This is a genomic window from Streptomyces sp. NPDC015144 (assembly GCF_043079735.1).
Classification (GTDB): domain Bacteria; phylum Actinomycetota; class Actinomycetes; order Streptomycetales; family Streptomycetaceae; genus Streptomyces.
Window position 1 is genome coordinate 120,529 of the sequence record NZ_JBIBUU010000019.1, and the last position, 18,344, is coordinate 138,872.

18 protein-coding genes are annotated in these 18,344 nt (G+C 72.0%); 12 read left to right on the forward strand and 6 right to left on the reverse strand.

What is annotated here, in order from left to right; all coding sequences use genetic code 11:
- Positions 1 to 88 precede the first annotated feature (88 nt).
- Positions 89 to 1,462 (forward strand): DUF2637 domain-containing protein, encoded by a 1,374-nt coding sequence (locus ACF08W_RS27845; protein ID WP_392280893.1) that lies wholly within the window; start codon positions 89 to 91, stop codon positions 1,460 to 1,462.
- 106 nt (positions 1,463 to 1,568) lie between these two features.
- Here ACF08W_RS27845 and lysS read toward each other — a convergent pair whose 3' ends face one another.
- Positions 1,569 to 3,344 (reverse strand): lysine--tRNA ligase, encoded by a 1,776-nt coding sequence (gene lysS / locus ACF08W_RS27850; RefSeq protein WP_385214932.1) that lies wholly within the window; start codon positions 3,342 to 3,344, stop codon positions 1,569 to 1,571.
- 134 nt (positions 3,345 to 3,478) lie between these two features.
- Here lysS and argS point away from each other — a divergent pair, with 134 nt between their 5' ends.
- The gene (gene argS / locus ACF08W_RS27855) at positions 3,479 to 5,260 is read left to right on the forward strand and encodes an arginine--tRNA ligase (RefSeq protein WP_385215027.1); all 1,782 of its coding nucleotides are present in this window, start codon (positions 3,479 to 3,481) and stop codon (positions 5,258 to 5,260) included.
- An 80-nt stretch (positions 5,261 to 5,340) separates the two neighbouring features.
- On the opposite strand, the gene ACF08W_RS27860 is transcribed toward argS, so the two are convergent.
- Entirely contained in the window at positions 5,341 to 6,729 is a 1,389-nt protein-coding gene (locus ACF08W_RS27860) for a helix-turn-helix domain-containing protein (protein ID WP_392280894.1), read from the reverse strand.
- A 314-nt stretch (positions 6,730 to 7,043) separates the two neighbouring features.
- On the opposite strand from ACF08W_RS27860, the gene ACF08W_RS27865 reads away from it, so the two are divergent.
- From ACF08W_RS27865 to ACF08W_RS27885, 5 genes are all read left to right on the forward strand, one after another.
- Positions 7,044 to 7,781 carry a DUF4232 domain-containing protein gene (locus ACF08W_RS27865; protein WP_352278504.1) on the forward strand — a complete coding sequence of 246 codons (738 nt, stop codon included), beginning with the start codon at positions 7,044 to 7,046 and terminating at the stop codon, positions 7,779 to 7,781.
- 77 nt (positions 7,782 to 7,858) lie between these two features.
- Complete coding sequence (locus ACF08W_RS27870) at positions 7,859 to 8,659, forward strand: HEAT repeat domain-containing protein (protein WP_392280895.1); 801 nt, start codon at positions 7,859 to 7,861, stop codon at positions 8,657 to 8,659.
- Between the two features lie 119 nt (positions 8,660 to 8,778).
- A complete protein-coding gene (locus ACF08W_RS27875) occupies positions 8,779 to 9,564 on the forward strand; it encodes a Scr1 family TA system antitoxin-like transcriptional regulator (RefSeq protein WP_392280896.1) in 786 nt (261 codons plus the stop codon).
- Positions 9,561 to 9,875, forward strand: coding sequence for a DUF397 domain-containing protein (locus ACF08W_RS27880; RefSeq protein WP_392280897.1), 315 nt, complete (start codon positions 9,561 to 9,563; stop codon positions 9,873 to 9,875). The genes ACF08W_RS27875 and ACF08W_RS27880 overlap by 4 nt, the downstream gene beginning before the upstream one ends.
- A gap of 29 nt (positions 9,876 to 9,904) precedes the next feature.
- Positions 9,905 to 10,579 (forward strand): 1,4-alpha-glucan branching protein, encoded by a 675-nt coding sequence (locus tag ACF08W_RS27885; protein WP_392280898.1) that lies wholly within the window; start codon positions 9,905 to 9,907, stop codon positions 10,577 to 10,579.
- 84 nt (positions 10,580 to 10,663) lie between these two features.
- Here ACF08W_RS27885 and ACF08W_RS27890 read toward each other — a convergent pair whose 3' ends face one another.
- Positions 10,664 to 11,281: a GNAT family N-acetyltransferase gene (locus ACF08W_RS27890; protein WP_392280917.1), complete on the reverse strand. Its 618-nt coding sequence runs from the start codon at positions 11,279 to 11,281 to the stop codon at positions 10,664 to 10,666.
- A 177-nt stretch (positions 11,282 to 11,458) separates the two neighbouring features.
- Here ACF08W_RS27890 and ACF08W_RS27895 point away from each other — a divergent pair, with 177 nt between their 5' ends.
- The 4 genes from ACF08W_RS27895 (at position 11,459) to ACF08W_RS27910 (ending at position 14,539) form a co-directional block, all read left to right on the forward strand.
- Positions 11,459 to 12,724, forward strand: a complete 1,266-nt coding sequence (locus tag ACF08W_RS27895; protein WP_392280899.1) for a choice-of-anchor A family protein — start codon at positions 11,459 to 11,461, stop codon at positions 12,722 to 12,724.
- Between the two features lie 93 nt (positions 12,725 to 12,817).
- Entirely contained in the window at positions 12,818 to 13,609 is a 792-nt protein-coding gene (locus ACF08W_RS27900; RefSeq protein ID WP_392280900.1) for a DUF4253 domain-containing protein, read from the forward strand.
- Positions 13,610 to 13,686: 77 nt separating this feature from the next.
- Positions 13,687 to 14,055, forward strand: coding sequence for a hypothetical protein (locus ACF08W_RS27905; protein WP_392280901.1), 369 nt, complete (start codon positions 13,687 to 13,689; stop codon positions 14,053 to 14,055).
- Positions 14,056 to 14,107: 52 nt separating this feature from the next.
- Entirely contained in the window at positions 14,108 to 14,539 is a 432-nt protein-coding gene (locus tag ACF08W_RS27910; protein ID WP_385214953.1) for a hypothetical protein, read from the forward strand.
- Positions 14,540 to 14,599: 60 nt separating this feature from the next.
- Here the strand turns inward: ACF08W_RS27910 and ACF08W_RS27915 are convergent, their stop codons facing one another.
- Both ACF08W_RS27915 and ACF08W_RS27920 read right to left on the reverse strand, forming a co-directional pair.
- On the reverse strand, positions 14,600 to 15,427 hold the full coding sequence (locus ACF08W_RS27915) for an alpha/beta fold hydrolase (RefSeq protein ID WP_392280902.1): 828 nt from the start codon (positions 15,425 to 15,427) through the stop codon (positions 14,600 to 14,602).
- Between the two features lie 81 nt (positions 15,428 to 15,508).
- Positions 15,509 to 16,174: a DUF4097 family beta strand repeat-containing protein gene (locus ACF08W_RS27920; RefSeq protein WP_392280903.1), complete on the reverse strand. Its 666-nt coding sequence runs from the start codon at positions 16,172 to 16,174 to the stop codon at positions 15,509 to 15,511.
- 248 nt (positions 16,175 to 16,422) lie between these two features.
- On the opposite strand from ACF08W_RS27920, the gene ACF08W_RS27925 reads away from it, so the two are divergent.
- The gene (locus ACF08W_RS27925; RefSeq protein WP_392280918.1) at positions 16,423 to 17,166 is read left to right on the forward strand and encodes a helix-turn-helix domain-containing protein; all 744 of its coding nucleotides are present in this window, start codon (positions 16,423 to 16,425) and stop codon (positions 17,164 to 17,166) included.
- Between the two features lie 126 nt (positions 17,167 to 17,292).
- Here ACF08W_RS27925 and hemB read toward each other — a convergent pair whose 3' ends face one another.
- Entirely contained in the window at positions 17,293 to 18,291 is a 999-nt protein-coding gene (gene hemB / locus ACF08W_RS27930; RefSeq protein ID WP_352278480.1) for a porphobilinogen synthase, read from the reverse strand.
- Between the last annotated feature and the right edge of the window lie 53 nt (positions 18,292 to 18,344).

Genomic DNA, 18,344 nt, shown 5'->3' on the forward strand with positions numbered 1-18,344 from the left:
CCCACCCCCATGTGCCAGGCTGTGCCCGCCGGAAGTCGCAGCAGGACGCCGGATCGGGCGTCAGGAGAGGGGAACGCGGGTGGCCGCGATGCAGCTGACACGCACCCACCGCATACTCATCGGTCTCGTGGTCGCCGGTGCGGTGCTGATCGCCGCGATCGGGTTCGCGGGATCGTACGCGGCGGTGCGCGAGCTCGCCGAGAAGAAAGGTTTCGGCGACTTCTCCCTGGTCTTCCCGATCGGCATCGACGCGGGCATCTGCGTCCTGCTCGCCCTCGACCTGCTGCTGACCTGGCTGCGCATCCCGTTCCCGCTGCTGCGCCAGACCGCCTGGATGCTGACCGCCGCGACGATCGCCTTCAACGGCGCCGCCGCCTGGCCCGACCCGCTCGGCGTCGGCATGCACGCCGTCATCCCGGTGCTCTTCGTCGTCTCCGTCGAGGCCGCCCGCCACGCGGTGGGCCGGATCGCCGACATCACCGCCGACAAGCACATGGAGGGCGTCCGCCTCACCCGCTGGCTGCTCTCCCCCGTACCGACCTTCCGGCTCTGGCGGCGGATGAAGCTCTGGGAGCTCCGCAGTTACGAGCAGGTCATCAAGCTCGAACAGGACCGGCTCGTCTACCAGGCCCGCCTCCAGGCCCGCTTCGGCCGCAACTGGCGCCGCAGGGCACCCGTCGAGTCCCTGATGCCCCTGCGCCTGGCGAAGTACGGGGTGCCGCTGGCCGAGACCGCCGCGGCGGGTCTGGCCGCCGCCGGTGTCGAGCCGCAGCTGCTGCCCCCGCAGCCCATGACCATCGCGCCGGAGCTGGGGCCGCAGCTGGGGCTGGAACTGGAGGCCAAGCCCGTCCAGGCGGTGGCGCCCGCACCGGCCGTGGCCGCGCAGGAACCCGTACCGGCCGTGGCCGCGCAGGAACCCGTACCGGTTGCCGCCGCCCAGGCGCCGGTACAGACGCAGGCGCCGGTACCGGTACCGCCCGCCCAGGAGGGGCAGAGCCAGTGGTTCTCCGCGCCCCGGAACACGCCGTACCAGGGCGGGTACGACCCGAACTACGACCCCGCCTCGCAGCAGTCCCAACCGCCCCAGGCACCGCAGATCCCGCACCCCCGCGCCGCCGAGCCCGAGCCCGCGCCGGAACCGGTCCAGGAGCAGCCCCCGGCACAGCAGCCCCAGGAACAGCAGCCGCCCCTGGAACCCGAGCCGCACGTCCAGGTGCCGAACGGCGCGGGCGGCACCCGGCCGCTGGGCGAGGGCACCCCGACGGCGACCCCCTCGGACGAGGAGCTGTACGAGGTGTTCCGGTACTCGATCGCCGGCGAGGGCATGCCCACCCCCGGCGCCTTCGCCGCGAACGTCGAGGCCACGTACGGGCTGCGCCTCCAGTCCCGCAAGCTCAACCAGTACATGGACCGGTTCTCCGCCCGTTTCAACAACGAGCTGATGGAGGACCACATCGCGTAGACCGCGATGTGCCGGACCGTACGACGACGGAGGGCCGCCGCCCGGAACTCCCGGACGACGGCCCTCCGTCAACTGCTCTCCGTCAACAGCCCTGACGGGCCCTCCGTCACGCGCCCAGCAGCGTGCGCACCCGGTCCGCGCCGACCGCCAGCAGCAGCGTGGGCAGCCGCGGCCCGGTCTCCCGGCTCACCAGCAGCCGGTACAGCAGGGCGAAGAACGCCCGCTGCGCGACCTTCAGCTCCGGCGTCGGCTTGGCGTCCGGCTCCAGGCCCTCCAGCACCTTCGGCACGCCGTAGACGAGCGTGGTCAGCCCGTCCAGCGACCAGTGCGTGTCCAGCCCCTCCAGCAGCAGCCGCAGCGACTCGCGGCCCTGCTCGTCCAGGGAGCCGAGCAGCTCCTTGTCCGGCTCCGCGCGCACGATCGTGCGGGCGTCGGCCGGGACCTGGGTGGTGATCCAGTTCTCCGCGCGGTCCAGCCGGGGCCGGGCCTCGTCGAGCGAGGTCAGCGGGTTCTCCGGGTCCAGCTCGCTCAGGATGCGCAGCGTCTGCTCGTCGTGCCCGCCCGTGATGTCCACGACCGAGGCGAGCGTGCGGTACGGCAGCGGGCGCGGCGTGCTCGGCAGCTCACCGGCGGCCGTGCCGATGGCGCGCGCGTAGGCGGCGGCGTCGGCCGGCAGCACCGAGCCGTCGGCGACCTTGCGGGTCAGCGAGTCCCACTCGTCGTAGAGCCGCTGGATCTCCTGGTCGAAGGCGATCTTGAAGGACTGGTTGGGCCGACGGCGCGCGTACAGCCAGCGCAGCAGCGGCGCCTCCATGATCTTCAGCGCGTCGGCCGGGGTCGGCACGCCGCCCTTGCTGGAGGACATCTTCGCCATGCCGGAGATGCCGACGAAGGCGTACATCGGGCCGATGGGCTGCACCCCGTCGAAGATCTCGCGGACGATCTGGCCGCCGACGACGAACGACGAGCCCGGCGAGGAGTGGTCCACGCCGCTCGGCTCGAAGATCACGCCCTCGTAGGCCCAGCGCATCGGCCAGTCGACCTTCCAGACCAGCTTGCCCCGGTTGAACTCGCTCAGCCGGACCGTCTCGGCGAAGCCGCAGGCCGTGCAGGTGTAGTTCAGCTCGGTGCTGTCGTCGTCGTACGACGTGACGGTGGTGAGGTCCTTCTCGCAGTTGCCGCAGTACGGCTTGTACGGGAAGTAGCCGGCCGAGCCGCCGCTGCCGTCGTCCTCGCTCGCCGCGCCGGAACCGGCCTCGGCCTCCAGCTCGGCCTCGTCGACCTTCTTCTGCTGCTGCGGCTTCTTGCCGCCCTTGGCGCCCTTGGCACCGGCCTCGGCCGGGTCCTTCTTCGTCCGGTACCGGTCGAGGACGGCGTCGATGTCGGCGCGGTGCTTCATCGCGTGCAGGATCTGCTCGCGGTAGGCACCGGCCGTGTACTGCTCCGTCTGGCTGATGCCGTCGTACTCGACGCCCAGCTCGTCCAGCGAGGCCGTCATCGCGGCCTTGAAGTGCTCCGCCCAGTTCGGGTACGCGGACCCGGCGGGGGCGGGCACCGAGGTCAGCGGCTTGCCGATGTGCTCGGCCCAGGTCTCGTCGACCCCGGGGACGCCGTTCGGCACCTTGCGGTAGCGGTCGTAGTCGTCCCAGGAGATCAGGTGGCGGACCGTGTACCCGCGGCGGCGGATCTCGTCGGCGACCAGGTGCGGGGTCATGACCTCGCGGAGGTTGCCCAGGTGGATCGGGCCCGACGGGGAGAGGCCGGACGCGACGACGACCGGTTTGCCAGGCGCACGACGCTCCGATTCGGCGATGACCTCGTCCGCGAAGCGGGAGACCCAGTCGGCCTCGGTGCTGCTCTGACTCTGAGCCACGGTCTGCACGTCCTTCTCTCTGGTAGCGCTGGTAGGGGCTGCGCCCATTCTCCCAGGTCCCCCCGGGAGCGCGAAAACGGCTTTACCACCCGTGGAATACTGGTTGTGATCCCTTGTACTCCTACGGAAACGGCAGCCAGCTCATGGCCTCGGTCAATTCCCTCGCTTCCTCGCTCCAGCAGCAGCTGGCGGACGCCCTGACGGCAGCCCTGCCGGATGCCGGCACCGCGGACCCGCTGCTGCGACGAAGCGACCGGGCCGACTTCCAGGCCAACGGCATCCTGGCCCTCGCCAAGAAGCTCAAGGGCAACCCCCGCGAGCTGGCCTCCAAGGTCACGGCCGAGCTCCCGTCCGGCCCGGACGGCGGCCTGATCAAGGAGATCGAGGTCTCCGGCCCCGGCTTCCTGAACATCACGCTCAGCGACCGGGCGATCGTCGAGACCCTCGCCGCGCGCGCCGCCGACGACACGGACCGGCTCGGCGTGCCGTACAACGCCGCCGCCGGCACCACCGTCATCGACTACGCCCAGCCCAACGTGGCCAAGGAGATGCACGTCGGCCACCTCCGGTCCGCCGTGATCGGCGACGCGATGGCCCGGATCCTGGAGTTCAGCGGCGAGTCCGTGGTCCGCAGGCACCACATCGGCGACTGGGGCACCCAGTTCGGCATGCTCATCCAGTACCTGGTCGAGCACCCCGACGAGCTGTCCCACCGGACCACCGACGGCACGGAGGACGGCGAGGCCGCCATGTCCTCGCTGAACCGGCTCTACAAGGCGTCCCGGGCGCTCTTCGACTCCGACGAGGAGTTCAAGGCCCGCTCCCGGGACCGCGTCGTCGCGCTCCAGGCGGGCGACGCCGAGACCCTCGCCATGTGGCAGCGGTTCGTCGACGAGTCGAAGATCTACTTCTACTCGGTCTTCCACAAGCTCGACATGGAGATCAGCGACCCCGACATCGTCGGCGAGTCCGGCTACAACGACATGCTGGAGGAGACCGCCCGCCTGCTGGAGGAGTCGGGGGTCGCCGTCCGCTCCGAGGGCGCGCTCTGCGTCTTCTTCGACGACGTGAAGGGCACGGACGGCGAGCCGGTGCCGCTGATCGTGCAGAAGTCCAACGGCGGCTTCGGCTACGCGGCCACCGACCTCTCCGCGATCCGCGACCGGGTCCAGCACCTCAAGGCGTCCACCCTGCTGTACGTGGTCGACGCCCGGCAGGCCCTGCACTTCAAGATGGTCTTCGAGACCGCCCGCCGGGCCGGCTGGCTGAACGACGACGTCAAGGCCGTGCACCTCGCCTTCGGCACCGTGCTCGGCAAGGACGGCAAGCCGTTCAAGACCCGTGAGGGCGAGACGGTCCGGCTGGCGGACCTGCTGGACGAGGCGATCGACCGCGCCTCCACCGTCGTCCGCGAGAAGGCCAAGGACCTCACCGAGGACGAGATCACCGAGCGCGCCACCCAGGTCGGCATCGGCGCGGTCAAGTACGCGGACCTGTCGACGTCCGCCGCCCGCGACTACAAGTTCGACCTGGACCAGATGGTCTCGCTCACCGGCGACACCAGCGTGTACATCCAGTACGCGCACGCCCGGTCCCGCTCGATCAAGCGCAAGGCGGGCGAGCTGGCCTCCCGGCCCCACCCGGAGCTGGAGCTGGCCCCGGCCGAGCGCGCCCTGGCCCTGCACCTGGACCAGTTCGCCGAGGTCGTGACCGAGGTCGCCGCCGCGTACGAGCCGCACAAGCTGGCCTCGTACCTGTACCAGCTCTCCTCGCTGTTCACGACGTTCTACGACCAGTGCCCGGTCCTGAAGGCCGAGGTCCCCGGCGATGTCGCCGAGAACCGCCTCTTCCTCTCGGACCTCACCGCCCGCACCCTCCACCAGGGCATGGAGCTGCTCGGCATCCGGACGCCCGAGCGCCTCTGATCGCACCCGCCGCACCCGGCACACCCGCGTACGTCCCGGCCCGGTGGCCGTGACCAGGGAAGGACCCCGGTCCTAAGGTCCTACTCCTTCTCCTTGGTCACCCACTGGGCCGTGTCGTACCGGTACATGTACGTCGGCCGGGCCTGGATGCTGCTGGTCCGGAACGGCTTGCCGGCGTCGTCGATGCGGAGCAGCCCCGTGCGGCCGCCGCTGCTCCACTCCAGCTCCAGGAACCAGCCGACGTCGTGGCCCTCGACGTGGACCTTGAGGTCGAAGACCTCCACATCGGTGGAGGACACCCGGAACGGGAAGTTCTTCGGCGGCACCCGCTCGCCCTCCTTCTCCCCGGCGACCGGCCGCAGCACCGGCAGGTTGTCGTCGAGGTCGACGTCGAAGGACTGCGGGGTGATGCCGCTTCCGCAGCCCTCCCCCATCGAGTACGCGGACCAGGGCAGCGGCGCCTTCCGGGAGACCGTCCGCACATGGATGCGCTTGATCACGACGGCCTGTTCCGACTTCCCCTGCACGGTGACTTCGAGCTGCATGCTGCCGCCGCCCACCCCGCCCAGCGCCCTCGCCCAGCCCCGGGTGCTCTGCGGCGCGGGCGGCGGAGGCACATCCTCCGGTTTCTGGTCGAGGACGTAGTACTGGCCGCAGGGCTCCTCCCAGTTGTACGAGCTGATCGTGGCGCTCAGCGGGGTCCCAACGACCGCCGGCTTGGACCCGCCACGTCCGGCCGTCGCGCTCGCGGAACCGCCCGGCGCCGGTGACGAGGCGTCGGCCGAGCCGGACGGGGAGGAGCTCGCGGACTTCTTCGCCCGGTCCGGCGAGGCGGTGGTGCCCGCGGTGGTCTCCTCGGGCTCGTCCCCGTCCTTGGCCGCCACGGCAGGGGCGTTGCTCCACTCGTCGGAGCGGTCGGCGGTCAGCCTGCTCACCACGATCGACGTGGGCACGGTCAGCGCGACGACAGCGGCGGCGGCGAGCAGCACCCGGGTCCGCCGGGAGGCCGGGAACACCCTGCGCGGCCGGACGGGCGCCGGGCCCCCGGTCACGTCCTCGGGCGCGTGCGCGTCATCGGATGCGGATACGGGGACGGGTGCAGCCTTGGCCTCGGGCTCCGGCTCGGGGGCCGACTCCGACTCCGGCTCCGGCTCCGGCACGGAAACGGGCACGGGCACAGGCGCGGGCGCGGGTGCGGGTTCGCCCGCCGCGGCCGGGCGCCGACGCGCCGCGTCCGCCACGATCCACCGCCGGTGCAGTTCCACCAGCTCCTCGGGGCTCGCCCCGCACAACCGCCCCAGCCGCTCCACCGGCGCGTACTCGTTCGGCACCGCGTCCCCGTTGCAGTACCTGTGCAGGGTCGACGTGGAGACGTGCAGTCTTCCGGCGAGAACCCCGTAGCTGCGCCCCGAACGATCCTTCAGTTCCTTCAGCAGAGCCGCGAATTCCCCGGCTTCCGGCGTCGCCACCTCGGCGTTCCCCCTCCTGGTCCGTCCCGGAACGCCGTTCCAGGGACGTGGAATCTGCCCAGGTCACAGTACGCGCAGCCGTTCCAGCATCCCCAATGGCCCGTTCGGCGTTGCGGCCGGAATCCGCCGCCCCGCAACCTGATGACACACCGCAGCGACCACCAGGGACGACGCAGTGCGAATGAACTTCCGCATCGAGATCGTCGATGCCGTGGCCATCGGCGTGGTGATCGTGTCCACCGCGATCGTCATGGTCCTGATCTGCCACAACTGACCCAGAAACCGCACCTGTACACACGGGGAGTACCACCACCATGCGCAAGCACCTCCGCACCACCACCCTCGCCGCGACCGCCCTCCTGGCCGCCCTCTCGCTCACCGCCTGCAACGCGGACGACGTCACGGACAACGGCAAGAAGGCGGGCGAGTCCGCCCCGGCCGCGTCCGAGAGCAACACCGGTGCCCCGAAGACCGACCAGGACACCGAGGGCGCCAAGGGCGCCTCCGAAGGAAGCTCCGAGGGCGCCGCCAAGGGAAGCTCCGAGGGCAACTCCAACGGCACCTCCAACTCGTCGGCCGGGAACGCCTCCTCCAAGGGCGGCGGCAACGGCGGAGGCTCCACCAGCAAGTCCCCCGTCACCTGCACCGGCGCCAACACCAAGGTCACCGTCACCCAGGTGAGCCGGCCCATCAACCACCTGCTGCTCACCGCCACCAACACCGGCACCGCGCCCTGCTTCGCGTACTACGCGCCGGGCCTCCGCTTCGACAACGCCCAGTCGGCGTTCCCGGTGCTGGAGAGCAGCAAGCCGCAGGCCGTGGTGACCCTCGCGCCGGGCCAGTCCGGGTACGCCGCCATCGGTCTGGCCGGGGAGCCCGACGGCCAGGAGCAGCACAAGTCCAACCACCTCTCGGTGTACTTCACGGGCCGGGCCAACCAGGGCTCCGTCGGCTCCCCCGCCGAGCTGACCCTCCCCGCGGGCACCACCTGGGCCGACAACGGCTTCGTCACCTACTGGCAGGCCGACATGGCGGACGCCCTCACCTTCTGACCCGCCGGAGAAGCAGGGGAAACGGCAACGCAGCAAAGGCCCCGCACCCGTCGAACACGGGAGCTAACATCGGCCGCATGGCGATGTTCGTGCACCTGACAGCCTCCGCGAACGCGGCGCGCATCCGCCGCTCCGGGGTGAGGGCCGTCAGCCACGGACGCGACGCGGACCGGTCGCGGGGCCTCTACTGCTTTCCCGTACTCCCCTCGTACACCCTCACGCACCAGTGGTTGCGCGAGCTGTCGCGGCGCAGTGGGCCGAGGGGGCTGGTCGCCGTGCATCTGCGGCTCCCGGACGACGAGCCGGTGACGGTGGGCCGCTACCACCAGGAGCCCAGGCACGTCACGGCCGCCGAGGCGGTACGCCGGATCGGCGCGCTGGACGATCCGCGCGGCTGGGAGGTGTTCGTCCCCCGGTCGGCCGCCAAGGGCGAGGTGCACAGCGTCCGCCCGGTCCGCCAGGTCACCGGCTGGCGGTACTTCCCGGACGCGCACGGCACGACCCCCTGCACCTGCGCCGGTTGCCGGGTACGGGGCGAGTACGGGTCGCGGCGCCTGCGGGAGCGCCGCCCGCACCCCCTGGACGGCCCGCCGCCCGCCGCCCCGGTCCTCCTCCGGCAGATCGCCGCGGCGGGCACCCCGGGCGACCCGGAACAGCTCACCCGGACCCTCGACTGGTTCGGGCTGCGGCGGCGCGGCCCGGTCGACCGACTGGCCCACCTCGCGGACCACCCGGACCGGGAGGTGCGCCGGGCCCTCGTCTGGGCCGTCGCGAGATGGACCACCCCCGGCACCGCCGACCTGCTCCAACGCCTCGCCGGGGACCGGGACGAGTCGGTCCGGGAGGCCGCCGCCTGGAACCTGTCCGAGCGCTCCTGAGCCTGCGCCCGGACCCGTACAGATTTTTTGTACGGGTCGTGCGCGCGTGACGCGGGCGCGCGGGTGGAAGTTCGCTCGGTATGCACCCCAGTAAGCGGAAGCGCAAGAACGCGTCGGCCATGAAGATGGTGGGACGGCTGATGGCCTTCTACCGCGACCGGATCGACGTCACGCAGGTCCAGTTGGCCGAGATGACCGGCCACCATCCGGAGACGATCTCCTCCATCGAGCAGGGGCGGCGCGTCCTGTTGCGTTCGCTGGCCGTCAAGGTCGACGAAGTGCTGGGGACGGGCGGTGCGTTGGCGGTGGCCATCGAGGAGCTGCCGGAGATCGACCTCATTCCGCAGTGGGCGGACGAGTACCTGGAACTGGAGCTGGATGCGCTGACCCTGTCCTGGTACGACAACCAGGTCATGCCGGGGCTCCTCCAGACGCCGCGCTACGCGGAGACGCTCTTCCGTAACCGGATTCCAACCTTCAGCGAGGCCGAGGTGGCGTTCCAAACGGAGACCCGGCTCAAACGCCAGGAGATCCTGCATCGGCCGTCGCCGCCAACCCTTAGTTTCGTCGTCTGGGAGCCGGTCCTGAGCCTCCAACTCACCGACGACGAGGCGCATGCGGAACAACTGCGGCACCTGCTGGAGTGCGCCGATCTCCCCGGTGTATGTCTCCAGGTCCTGCCCTTGAGTCACCGCACTCACGCAGGCCTCGCAGGCCCCTTCATTCTGCTGGAGACACCGGACTTCCAACGCCTCGCCTACTCCGAAACACAACGCGGCAGCCTGCTGGTCTCCGACCCCGACGAGATCAGCATCCTCTCCCAGAAATATGCGATGCTGCGAACCCAGGCGCTCACCCCCGAAGACACCAGGCGCCTGTTGAAACGCTTGCTGGGAGAGCAATGAGCACCGCACTTGAGTGGTTCAAGTCCAGCTACAGCGGCAGCGAGGGCGGTGCGTGCCTCGAAGTCGCCTACGAATGGCGGAAGTCGAGCTACAGCAGCGACGAGGGTGGCGCCTGCGTCGAGGTCGGCTATCACTGGCAGAAGTCGAGCCACAGCGGCGATCAGCTCGAAGCCTGCGTCGAGGTCGCCGCGTGCACCGCCGCCGTCCACATCCGCGACTCCAAGAACCCCGACGGCCCCACCTTCACCGTCGGCCCCACCGCCTGGACGTCCTTCGCCGGATACGCCGCCGCCGAGCGGCACACTGGCTGAGACCACCCCGAGGGAGAGACGGCGCCACGATGTCAGTGATCCACCGCACCACCCTGAAGCCCACCAAGCTCGAACTCCTCACCCCCTGGCTGCCCGCGCAGCCCTGGTACGCCGGTGCCGAGGGACAGCGGCCCGAGCTGGACAGGACCGGCGGATTCCGGCTCGACGACCCGGCGGGCGAGGTGGGGATCGAGTTCATGGTGGTCACCGACACCTCGGGGCCCGAGCCGGTCTCGTACCACGTGCCGCTGACCTACCGGGGCGCACCGCTTCCCGGCGCCGATCACGCCCTCATCGGCACCACCGAGCACGGTGTCCTCGGCGACCGCTGGGTCTACGACGGGGCGCACGACCCGGTTGTGGCAGCCCAGTTGTACGCGCTCCTGCTCGGCGAGGCCGAACCGCAGATGCAGCGCGTCAGCGACACCCCCGACCCGTCCGTCACCGCCCGGTTCACCGGACAGCGCGACGCGGCCGGGCCCACCGTCACCTCCGTCACGTCCGTCACCGACGCCCCGCACGGCACGGACATCACCCTCACCACCGCCTCCGGCGGCGGTCCGCTGATCCTGCGCGTCCAGCGTGTGCTCGGCCCCGGCGAGGAGAGCGACACGGAGGCGCTCGGCGAGATCACCGCCGACGCGCTCCGACCGGACGGCACCCCGGCGCGCGCCGTCTTCGTCACCGCCCACGCACAGCCGTAACCGACGCCGGTTCCGACCGGCCGAACCCGAACCCGGGCCCGGTCGGCCGGGCCCGGTCCGTGGCGTCCCGTCCCGTACGCCGTGTCAGACGGCGGTCGCGGGGCGGGGCGCCCGGCGCATCGCCCAGACCGGCGGGCCGCCGTGCGGAAGCCCGGCCTCCGCGAGCACGGTGAAGCCGAAGTGCTCGTAGAAGGGGACGTTGGCCTCCTTGGACGACTCCAGGTAGACGGGCAGGCCCGCCGCGTCCGCCCGCTCCAGCCCGGACCGCAGCAGGGCCGCGCCGTGCCCCTTCCCCCGGGCCGCCGGATCGGCGCCGACCACCGCCAGGTACCAGTGCGGTTCCTTCGGCCCGTGTTCGGCCGCCAGGGCAACGGCCTCGCGGAACAGTTCGGCCCGGTCGCCGAGGACATCGGCCAGCTCGCCCAGCGTCGTCGCGTCCGGAACGACCTTGTCCTGCGCCTCCGGTGGCACCCAGAACGCCGCCGCGTCGTCGGTGCGCTCACACATCCCGTACGGGCCGTACTGCCGGGTGAAGATCGTGGTGAAGTACCGGGCCAGGCCCGCCGCCCGGGACCGCTCGTCGGGGAAGAACCAGGTCATCATCGGGTCGTCGTCGAAGGCACGCGTCAGAGTGGCGGCGATCCGCTCGGCGTCCTCGGCCACGGCCGGTCGCACATCGTTCTGTATCGGCATACGGGGCATTCTGCACGCCGCCCGCGACAGGATCACCTCCCCCCGCCGCTCGGCGAGTTCGTCCTCGGCCCCGCTGATCCGTACCGTTACCCGCATTGGTCTTGACCAATCTTTCGAGGTATGAAAAGCATGGCCAAAGTCGTCACAGATGGCCATACGACCACCTTCGCGGGAGAACGAACCCCCATGCGCATATCCGCAGCCGCCGCAGCCGCCACGCTCGGCGGAGCCCTTGTCCTCGGTCTGACGGTCGCCCCGGCCGTCCAGGCCGCCCCGGCCGATTCGGCCTCGTGCACCAACGACGCCTTCTCCGTCGCCGGGAAGTACGGCGAGTTCGTCCTCGGCGACGACGTCCACACCCCCGACGCCGAGGGCGCGGTGGCCGTGGGCGGCAACGCCGACTTCCGGGGCGGCTTCAGCGTCGCCAACGAGCTCTCCGCCGCCGAGGTCGACGCCCTGCCGGGCCGCGCATCGCTGGTCGTCCGGGGCGACCTGCTCAACGGCAACTCCGTCACCGCCGTGATGAAGGGCAACGCCGTCGTCGGCGGCGACATCCGCGACCGCGCCCTCGAAATGCACGCGGGCAGCGTCAGCAAGAACGCCGGACTCATCGACTTCGACGCCGAGTTCGGCAAGCTCCGCGCCTACTCCACCGCGCTGGGCTCCGAGGCCGCCACCGACGGCACCCGCGTGGAGGCCAGCGGCAACCGCCTCACCCTGGAGGGCACCAACTCCTCCCGCAACATCTTCAAGGTGACCACCGCCCAGCTGGAGAAGGCCAAGGAGGTCTTCCTGAAGGTTCCGGCGGGCGCCACCAGCGTCGTCAACGTCAGCGGCCGCGACTACGACATGGCGCAGGCCGGCACCACCGGGTTCTTCCTCTCCGGCGGCCAGGACTTCGTCCTCGACGACAAGCTCCAGAGCGCCTCCGGCGGCAAGGTCCGCGCCCGCCTCCTGTGGAACTTCCCGGACGCCCGCACCGTCACCAAGCACAGCGGCGCCGCCTGGCCGGGCAGCGTCCTCGCCCCCAACGCCCACCTGGAGCTGGGCAGCGGCGCCCCGGTCAACGGCTCCGTCTGGGTCGCCTCGCTGCACGGCACCGGCGGCGCCGAGACCCACCACTTCCCGTTCAGCGGCTGCCTCCCGGAGACCGGCGAGACCCCGCCGCCCGCCACCCCGAGCACCACCCCCTCCACCACCCCGCCCACCACCTCGACGCCGTCCGCCCCGGCCACCCCGCCCGCGAGCGGCACCCCGACCCCGGGCACGTCCAGCCCCGCGGTCCCGGGCACCCCGGGCCCCTCGGACAGCGCCCCGGGCGGCAAGGCGGACGGTGACCTCGCCTCCACCGGCAGCAGCGGCACGATCCCGCTGGTCATCGGCACCGTCGTCGTCCTCGCCGCAGGTGCGGGCCTGACCGTCGCCGCCCGCCGCCGTTCGAAGCGCGCCTGATCCCGGGCCGTCCGGGGCGGGGCGTCCGGGGTGAGACCCCGGCGCGCCGCTCCGGGCGGCCGGCTGTCAGTGGGGCCCCGTACGCTCACCACCATGGCGAACCTTCCCAACCCGCTGGTGTCCCCGGCCGATTCGGGGCTCCGGCTCCCGCCCGGCTCGACGATCGACACCACCTGCGACGGCACCTGGCACGAGCCCCTGCTCTGGTGCGCCGACGAGCCCGCCGCCCACGGCGACTGGCGGGAACTGCGGGCGGCCGGACGGCCCGTGGGACTGCTCCCGGTCCTGATCGACGGCGGGCGGCGCGGCCAGTGGCCCGCCGAGTGGGACCTGATGCCGGAGGACACCTCCTACCCCGGCGACCACGACGCGGAGGAGATCCTCGCCGGGTACTGGCAGGACAACGCCCCCGAGGAGATCGACGCCGCCGAGGGCGACTGGCCGGGCCTGGCCCCCGTACCGGCCGCCGAGGGGCTCGACACCCCCGACGACCTGGCGGCGGCCATCGCGGAGGAGTGCGTCGGCCCGGACGGCTGGTACCCCGGATCGCGGGCCGCGCTCGTCCCGGCCCGCCGCAGCGCGGACATCCCGGCGGCCATCGGCTGGTCCGGCCCGCTCAACTACGAGGAGGACACCGGCCGGATCAGCGCCGTGCTCCGCTCCTGGGAGGACCGCTACGGCATCCGCGTCGTCGTGCTCGGCTTCGACACCCTGACCGTCACGGTCTCCCGCCCGCCCACCACCCTCGCCGAGGCGCGGGCGGTCGCCGCCGAGCACTACGCCTTCTGCCCCGACAACATCGACCAGAACCCGCCGTACGACCTCGACGCCTACGCGGAGAAGTCCGTGCTCGGGCAGGAGATCTGGTCCTTCTGGTGGGACTGACCGACCCGCCAGACTCACCGGCGGACTGAGTACGCGCACTCATGCGGCGCCCCGGGCCACGGAGTTGACTCGTACACATGACCGAAGACGTGACCGAAGCCATGGCCGGCGCCGCCGCACCCGACCGCCCCTCGCGCGTCTGGATCGGCTCGCTGATCTCGACGCTCGCGACGCTCCCGCTCGGCCTGCTCGTCCTGGTCTACGGCGGGCTCTCCCCCATGGCCTGCGACTCCTGCACGGAAACGGTCGCCCACCGGTTCGACGCCAGCTTCGGGCCCGCCTGGACGGCGCTCTGCGTCCTGCTGGGGCTCGCCGGTGTCCTACTGGTGGCGAGCTGGGTGGGCGCCTTCCGCAGACCGGCGGCGGGGACGGTCCTCGCCGTGCTCGCGCCCGTCACGGTGTTCGTCGCCTGGGTCGTGTTCACGGCCTTGATCGACTGGCCCTGACCGGGCACCACCCGTCACCGCGATCCACCACACCCTGACCGAAAGGCGCACCATGACCCGGACCCCCGGCGAACTCGCCGCCCTCGTGGCCGAGTTCCGCGCCCTGCCCGCCGACGACGACCGCAGACGCGCGATCATCGCCGAGCTGGACGGCGACCCGGGCGCCGAACCGTTCCTGATCGGCGTCGTCGCCGACCCCGAGGAGTACGACCTCGCCCGCACGGAGGCCGCCACCCTGCTGCGCCTGTGGCCCCCGGCCGACCCCGAGGTCCGCCGCGAAGCCGGCCGGGCCCTGCTCGCCGCGCTCGACGACCCGGAGGAGGACCTGGTCCGCCAGTACGCCGCCATGGCCCTCGGCCCCTACGCCGACGCCCCGGCGGTCCGCCGGGCGCTGACCGCCGCCGCGGAGGCGGGCGACGACCCCCTCGTACGCGCCGCCGCCCGCAGCGCCCTCGCCGAGGCGGGCCCGGACGGCGCGGCGTAGCCCGGCCCCGTCATCGTCGCTGTCGCCGTCGCCGTCGCCGTCGCCGTCGCCGTCGCCGGTTCAGCTTCCCCCGCCGTCCAGGGCGGCGATCTCGCGCACGGACCCGGCGATCGCCCGGAAGTCCTTCCGGAGGATCGCGCCGTGGTTGCTGGGGACCTTCGCGCCGACCCGGATGCGCGGGTTGCGGGCGGTCACCCCGTCGAGACTGGTGCGTATCCGCTCCTGCTCGTCGTCCCGGCTTCCGAGCGACGTGCCGGAGGCGACCACGTAGCGCACCGGAACGGTGATGCCGGCGAGCACGGGGCCCAGTTCGCTCGCACGGGAGATCCGGCCCAGCTCGATGTTGCTCTCGGCCTGCTGCTCGGCGGACATGCGCGGGGCCAGGCCAGTCGGGCGCAGCAGCGGCAGGAACCAGCCCATCCGCCGGAACATCTTCCGCATGCGCAGCTCCATCGCCTCGTCGAGCCAGTCGTACGGGAACGCGCCGTCGACCAGGACCGCGCCCAGCGCGCGCTCCGGATTGCGCGCCGCCCAGTGCGCCCCGACGAACGCCCCGTAGGACCAGCCCACCACCAGCGCCCGGTCCACGCCCCGGGCCTCCAGTACGGCGTCGACGTCCCGGACGGCCGCCTCGAAGGAGTAGTCCGCCGAGCGCTTCGACTTCCTGCCGCGCGCCCGTTCGTCGTAGGTGATGTGGCGCCATTCGGTTCCCAGTTCGGCGAGGACGCGGCGCCAGTAGCCCTGGGTGGCGAACTGGCCGTTGAGGTAGATCACGGGGGTTCCGGGGCCGCCGGTGTCGGTGACGGCCAGGGCCGTGTCGTCGACCGGCACCATGCCGGTCCACCGTGCGCTGTTGCCGGGCGCGCCGTTCGTGGGTGTGCTGTTCATGGGCGTGCGGTTGGTGTGCGGGCCGTCTTCCCTCATGGGTTCCCCCCTGGTCACATGGGTCCGGTCGTCGGTGCTGGTCGGTCAGAGGCTGCGGGCGGTGATGTCGCCGTGCGAGGTGGTGGCGCGGATGTCGAGTCCGGCGGTGCCGTCGTTCCGCAGGGCGTTGTCGACGCGGCCGTGGTCCGTACCGGCGTCGAGGGTGGCCGAGACCCCCGCGGCGGCGCGGACCGAGATGTCACCGGACCGGGTGCGGAGTACGACCGTGCCGCGTACGGCCTCGGCGACCTCGATACGGCCCCGCTCGGTGCTGATCTCCGCGGGGCCGCCCAGCCGGCCGACCTCGACGTCCCCGTCGATCGCGGTGAGGCGCAGGCTCGCGGCCTCGTCGATCCTGACCCGGCGGTACGCGCCCTCGAAGACGACGTCGCCGAGACGGCCGACACCCCGGGGCTCGGCGCTGTCGGCCCGCCCCTCCACGCGGGAGCCGGCGGGCAGCCGGACGGTGATCTCCACGGCCCCCGAGGGCCCGGAGAGCCGACCGCCGGGGGCGTCGGCCGCGATCCGCAGGACACCGTCGGCGTACGAGACCGCGATCCGCTCGACGGCCTTGGCGTCGCGGCCCTTGGAGGCGTCGGCGGGCCGGATCTCGACGGTGGTGTCGGCACGGTCTGCGGCGATGAACCGGACGCTCCCGGCGGGGATGTCCAGGACGGCGGAGACCGGGGCGGGAGTGTCGAACTTCTGCATGGTGCTCTCCTGCGCTCGTTTTGTTTCCGACAACAGAAACGCTACGTTGCTTTCCAGATCACGACAACGCTTTCATTGCGATGGATCGGCATTTATGCAGCTCAGAGCGGTTCAATTGTTGCAACGATCCTGAACGACAACGCAACGAGGCGACCCGGCTCGTTGCAATGGAAAGGAGGTGAACGCTAAGGTCGGACGGTCAGGAGAGGGACCGCCCCGTGACCACCGAGACCACCGAGGAGACCGCGATGCCGGGAGGCAGACTCACCCAGCAGGAACGCCAGCAGATCGCGCTGGGACTGGCCGACAGCCTCCCCTACGCCGAGATCGCCCGTCGCCTCGGCCGCCCGACCTCGACGGTCACGCGCGAGGTGATGCGCAACGGCGGCCCCACCGCCTACCGCGCCGACCTGGCCCACCGCGCCACCGAACACCGCGCCCACCGACGCAGGCCCGGCACCGCCCGGGGGCCGGAGTCCGCCCCCCACCCGGACGGCCGCGACACCGGAGCCGTGGCCGCCTACGAGGAGGTGTTCGCCACCGTCCTCATGGGCTCCGGCCTGAACAGGATGGCGGCCCGCGTCCTGACCTGCCTGTACACCACCGACTCGGGCAGCCTCACCGCCTCCGAGCTGGTCCAGCGCCTCCGGGTCAGCCCCGCCTCCGTCTCCAAGGCGATCGCCTTCCTGGAGGGCCAGAGCCTCGTCCGGCGGGAACGCGACGACCGCCGCCGCGACCGCTACGTCGTCGACGACGACCTCTTCTACCAGGCGACGATCGCCAGCGCCCGCGCCAACGACCAGCTCGTCGAGACCGCGCGCCGGGGCGCCGCCGTCCTCGGCGCCGACACCCCCGCCGCCGCCCGCCTGGAGAACATCGCCCGCTTCCTCGACTTCATCAGCGAGAGCATCACCCGCGCCGCCGAACAGGCCCGAGAGGTCCTCCGCACCGCCCCCGCACCGCCCCCGGCCCGACAGGACCCGGCCGACTGACCCCCCCGGACCGGACCAAACCAAGGCCCACGCACGCGCACGGGGACCACACGCGCACGGGGGCCGCCGCGGCACTCCCGTACCGCGACGGCCCCCGGCCGTCACCACTCCCGGACCGGCTCCGGATCAGCCCCGGGCCAGCCGCTGCGCGACCTCCGTCGCCCAGTACGTGAGGATCATCTGCGCGCCCGCGCGCCGGATCCCCGTCAGGCTCTCCATGATCGCCGCGTCCCGGTCGATCCAGCCCTTCTCCGCGGCCGCCTCGACCATCGCGTACTCACCGCTGATCTGGTACGCGGCCACCGGCACGTCCACCGCGTCGGCGACCTTCGCCAGGATGTCGAGGTACGGACCGGCCGGCTTGACCATGACCATGTCCGCGCCCTCCGCCAGGTCCAGCGCCAGCTCCCGCATCGACTCCCGGGCGTTCGCCGGATCCTGCTGGTACGTCCTGCGGTCGCCCCTGAGCGAGGAGCCCACCGCCTCGCGGAACGGCCCGTAGAACGCCGAGGCGTACTTCACGGTGTACGCGAGGATCGACACGTCCTCGTGGCCCGTCTGGTCCAGCGCGTCCCGGATGACGCCGACCTGGCCGTCCATCATCCCGCTCGGCCCCACCACATGGGCGCCCGCGTCGGCCTGGACCTGGGCCATCTCCGCGTACCGCTCCAGCGTCGCGTCGTTGTCGACCCGGCCGTCCTCGGTCAGCACCCCGCAGTGCCCGTGGTCGGTGTACTCGTCCAGGCACAGGTCCGACATCACGACGAGGTCGTCACCGACCTCCTCGCGCACCGCCCGCAGCCCCGCCTGGAGGATGCCGTCCGGGTCGGTGCCCGCCGTGCCCCGGCCGTCCTTCTTCTCGTCCGCCGGAACCCCGAACAGCATGATCCCGGAGACCCCCGCCGACACCGCGTCCACCGCGGCCTTCCGCAGGGTGTCCAGGGTGTGCTGCACCACACCGGGCATGGTCGAGATCGCGACCGGGGCGTCGATGCCCTCGCGCACGAACGCGGGCAGGATCAGATCCGCCGCGTCCAGCCGCGTCTCGGCGACCATCCGGCGCATCGCCGGGGTCGTCCGCAGCCGCCGGGGGCGGGAGCCAGGGAAGTTTCCGTACACCGTCATGGTTCGAGACTAGACCCGCACACATCACCGGTTTACCGACACCCGTGCCGGAA

What these genes read in the sequence shown, in the direction of transcription:
- ACF08W_RS27845 (WP_392280893.1), top strand. Translation starts at nt 89, where the DNA reads ATGCAGCTGACACGCACCCACCGCATACTCATCGGTCTCGTGGTCGCC.
- argS (WP_385215027.1), top strand. Translation starts at nt 3,479, where the DNA reads ATGGCCTCGGTCAATTCCCTCGCTTCCTCGCTCCAGCAGCAGCTGGCG.
- ACF08W_RS27865 (WP_352278504.1), top strand. Translation starts at nt 7,044, where the DNA reads ATGCGCAAGCACCTCCGCACCACCACCCTCGCCGCGACCGCCCTCCTG.
- ACF08W_RS27870 (WP_392280895.1), top strand. Translation starts at nt 7,859, where the DNA reads ATGGCGATGTTCGTGCACCTGACAGCCTCCGCGAACGCGGCGCGCATC.
- ACF08W_RS27875 (WP_392280896.1), top strand. Translation starts at nt 8,779, where the DNA reads ATGAAGATGGTGGGACGGCTGATGGCCTTCTACCGCGACCGGATCGAC.
- ACF08W_RS27880 (WP_392280897.1), top strand. Translation starts at nt 9,561, where the DNA reads ATGAGCACCGCACTTGAGTGGTTCAAGTCCAGCTACAGCGGCAGCGAG.
- ACF08W_RS27885 (WP_392280898.1), top strand. Translation starts at nt 9,905, where the DNA reads ATGTCAGTGATCCACCGCACCACCCTGAAGCCCACCAAGCTCGAACTC.
- ACF08W_RS27890 (WP_392280917.1), bottom strand. Translation starts at nt 11,281, where the DNA reads ATGCCCCGTATGCCGATACAGAACGATGTGCGACCGGCCGTGGCCGAG.
- ACF08W_RS27895 (WP_392280899.1), top strand. Translation starts at nt 11,459, where the DNA reads ATGCGCATATCCGCAGCCGCCGCAGCCGCCACGCTCGGCGGAGCCCTT.
- ACF08W_RS27900 (WP_392280900.1), top strand. Translation starts at nt 12,818, where the DNA reads ATGGCGAACCTTCCCAACCCGCTGGTGTCCCCGGCCGATTCGGGGCTC.
- ACF08W_RS27905 (WP_392280901.1), top strand. Translation starts at nt 13,687, where the DNA reads ATGACCGAAGACGTGACCGAAGCCATGGCCGGCGCCGCCGCACCCGAC.
- ACF08W_RS27910 (WP_385214953.1), top strand. Translation starts at nt 14,108, where the DNA reads ATGACCCGGACCCCCGGCGAACTCGCCGCCCTCGTGGCCGAGTTCCGC.
- ACF08W_RS27915 (WP_392280902.1), bottom strand. Translation starts at nt 15,427, where the DNA reads ATGAACAGCACACCCACGAACGGCGCGCCCGGCAACAGCGCACGGTGG.
- ACF08W_RS27920 (WP_392280903.1), bottom strand. Translation starts at nt 16,174, where the DNA reads ATGCAGAAGTTCGACACTCCCGCCCCGGTCTCCGCCGTCCTGGACATC.
- ACF08W_RS27925 (WP_392280918.1), top strand. Translation starts at nt 16,423, where the DNA reads ATGCCGGGAGGCAGACTCACCCAGCAGGAACGCCAGCAGATCGCGCTG.
- hemB (WP_352278480.1), bottom strand. Translation starts at nt 18,291, where the DNA reads ATGACGGTGTACGGAAACTTCCCTGGCTCCCGCCCCCGGCGGCTGCGG.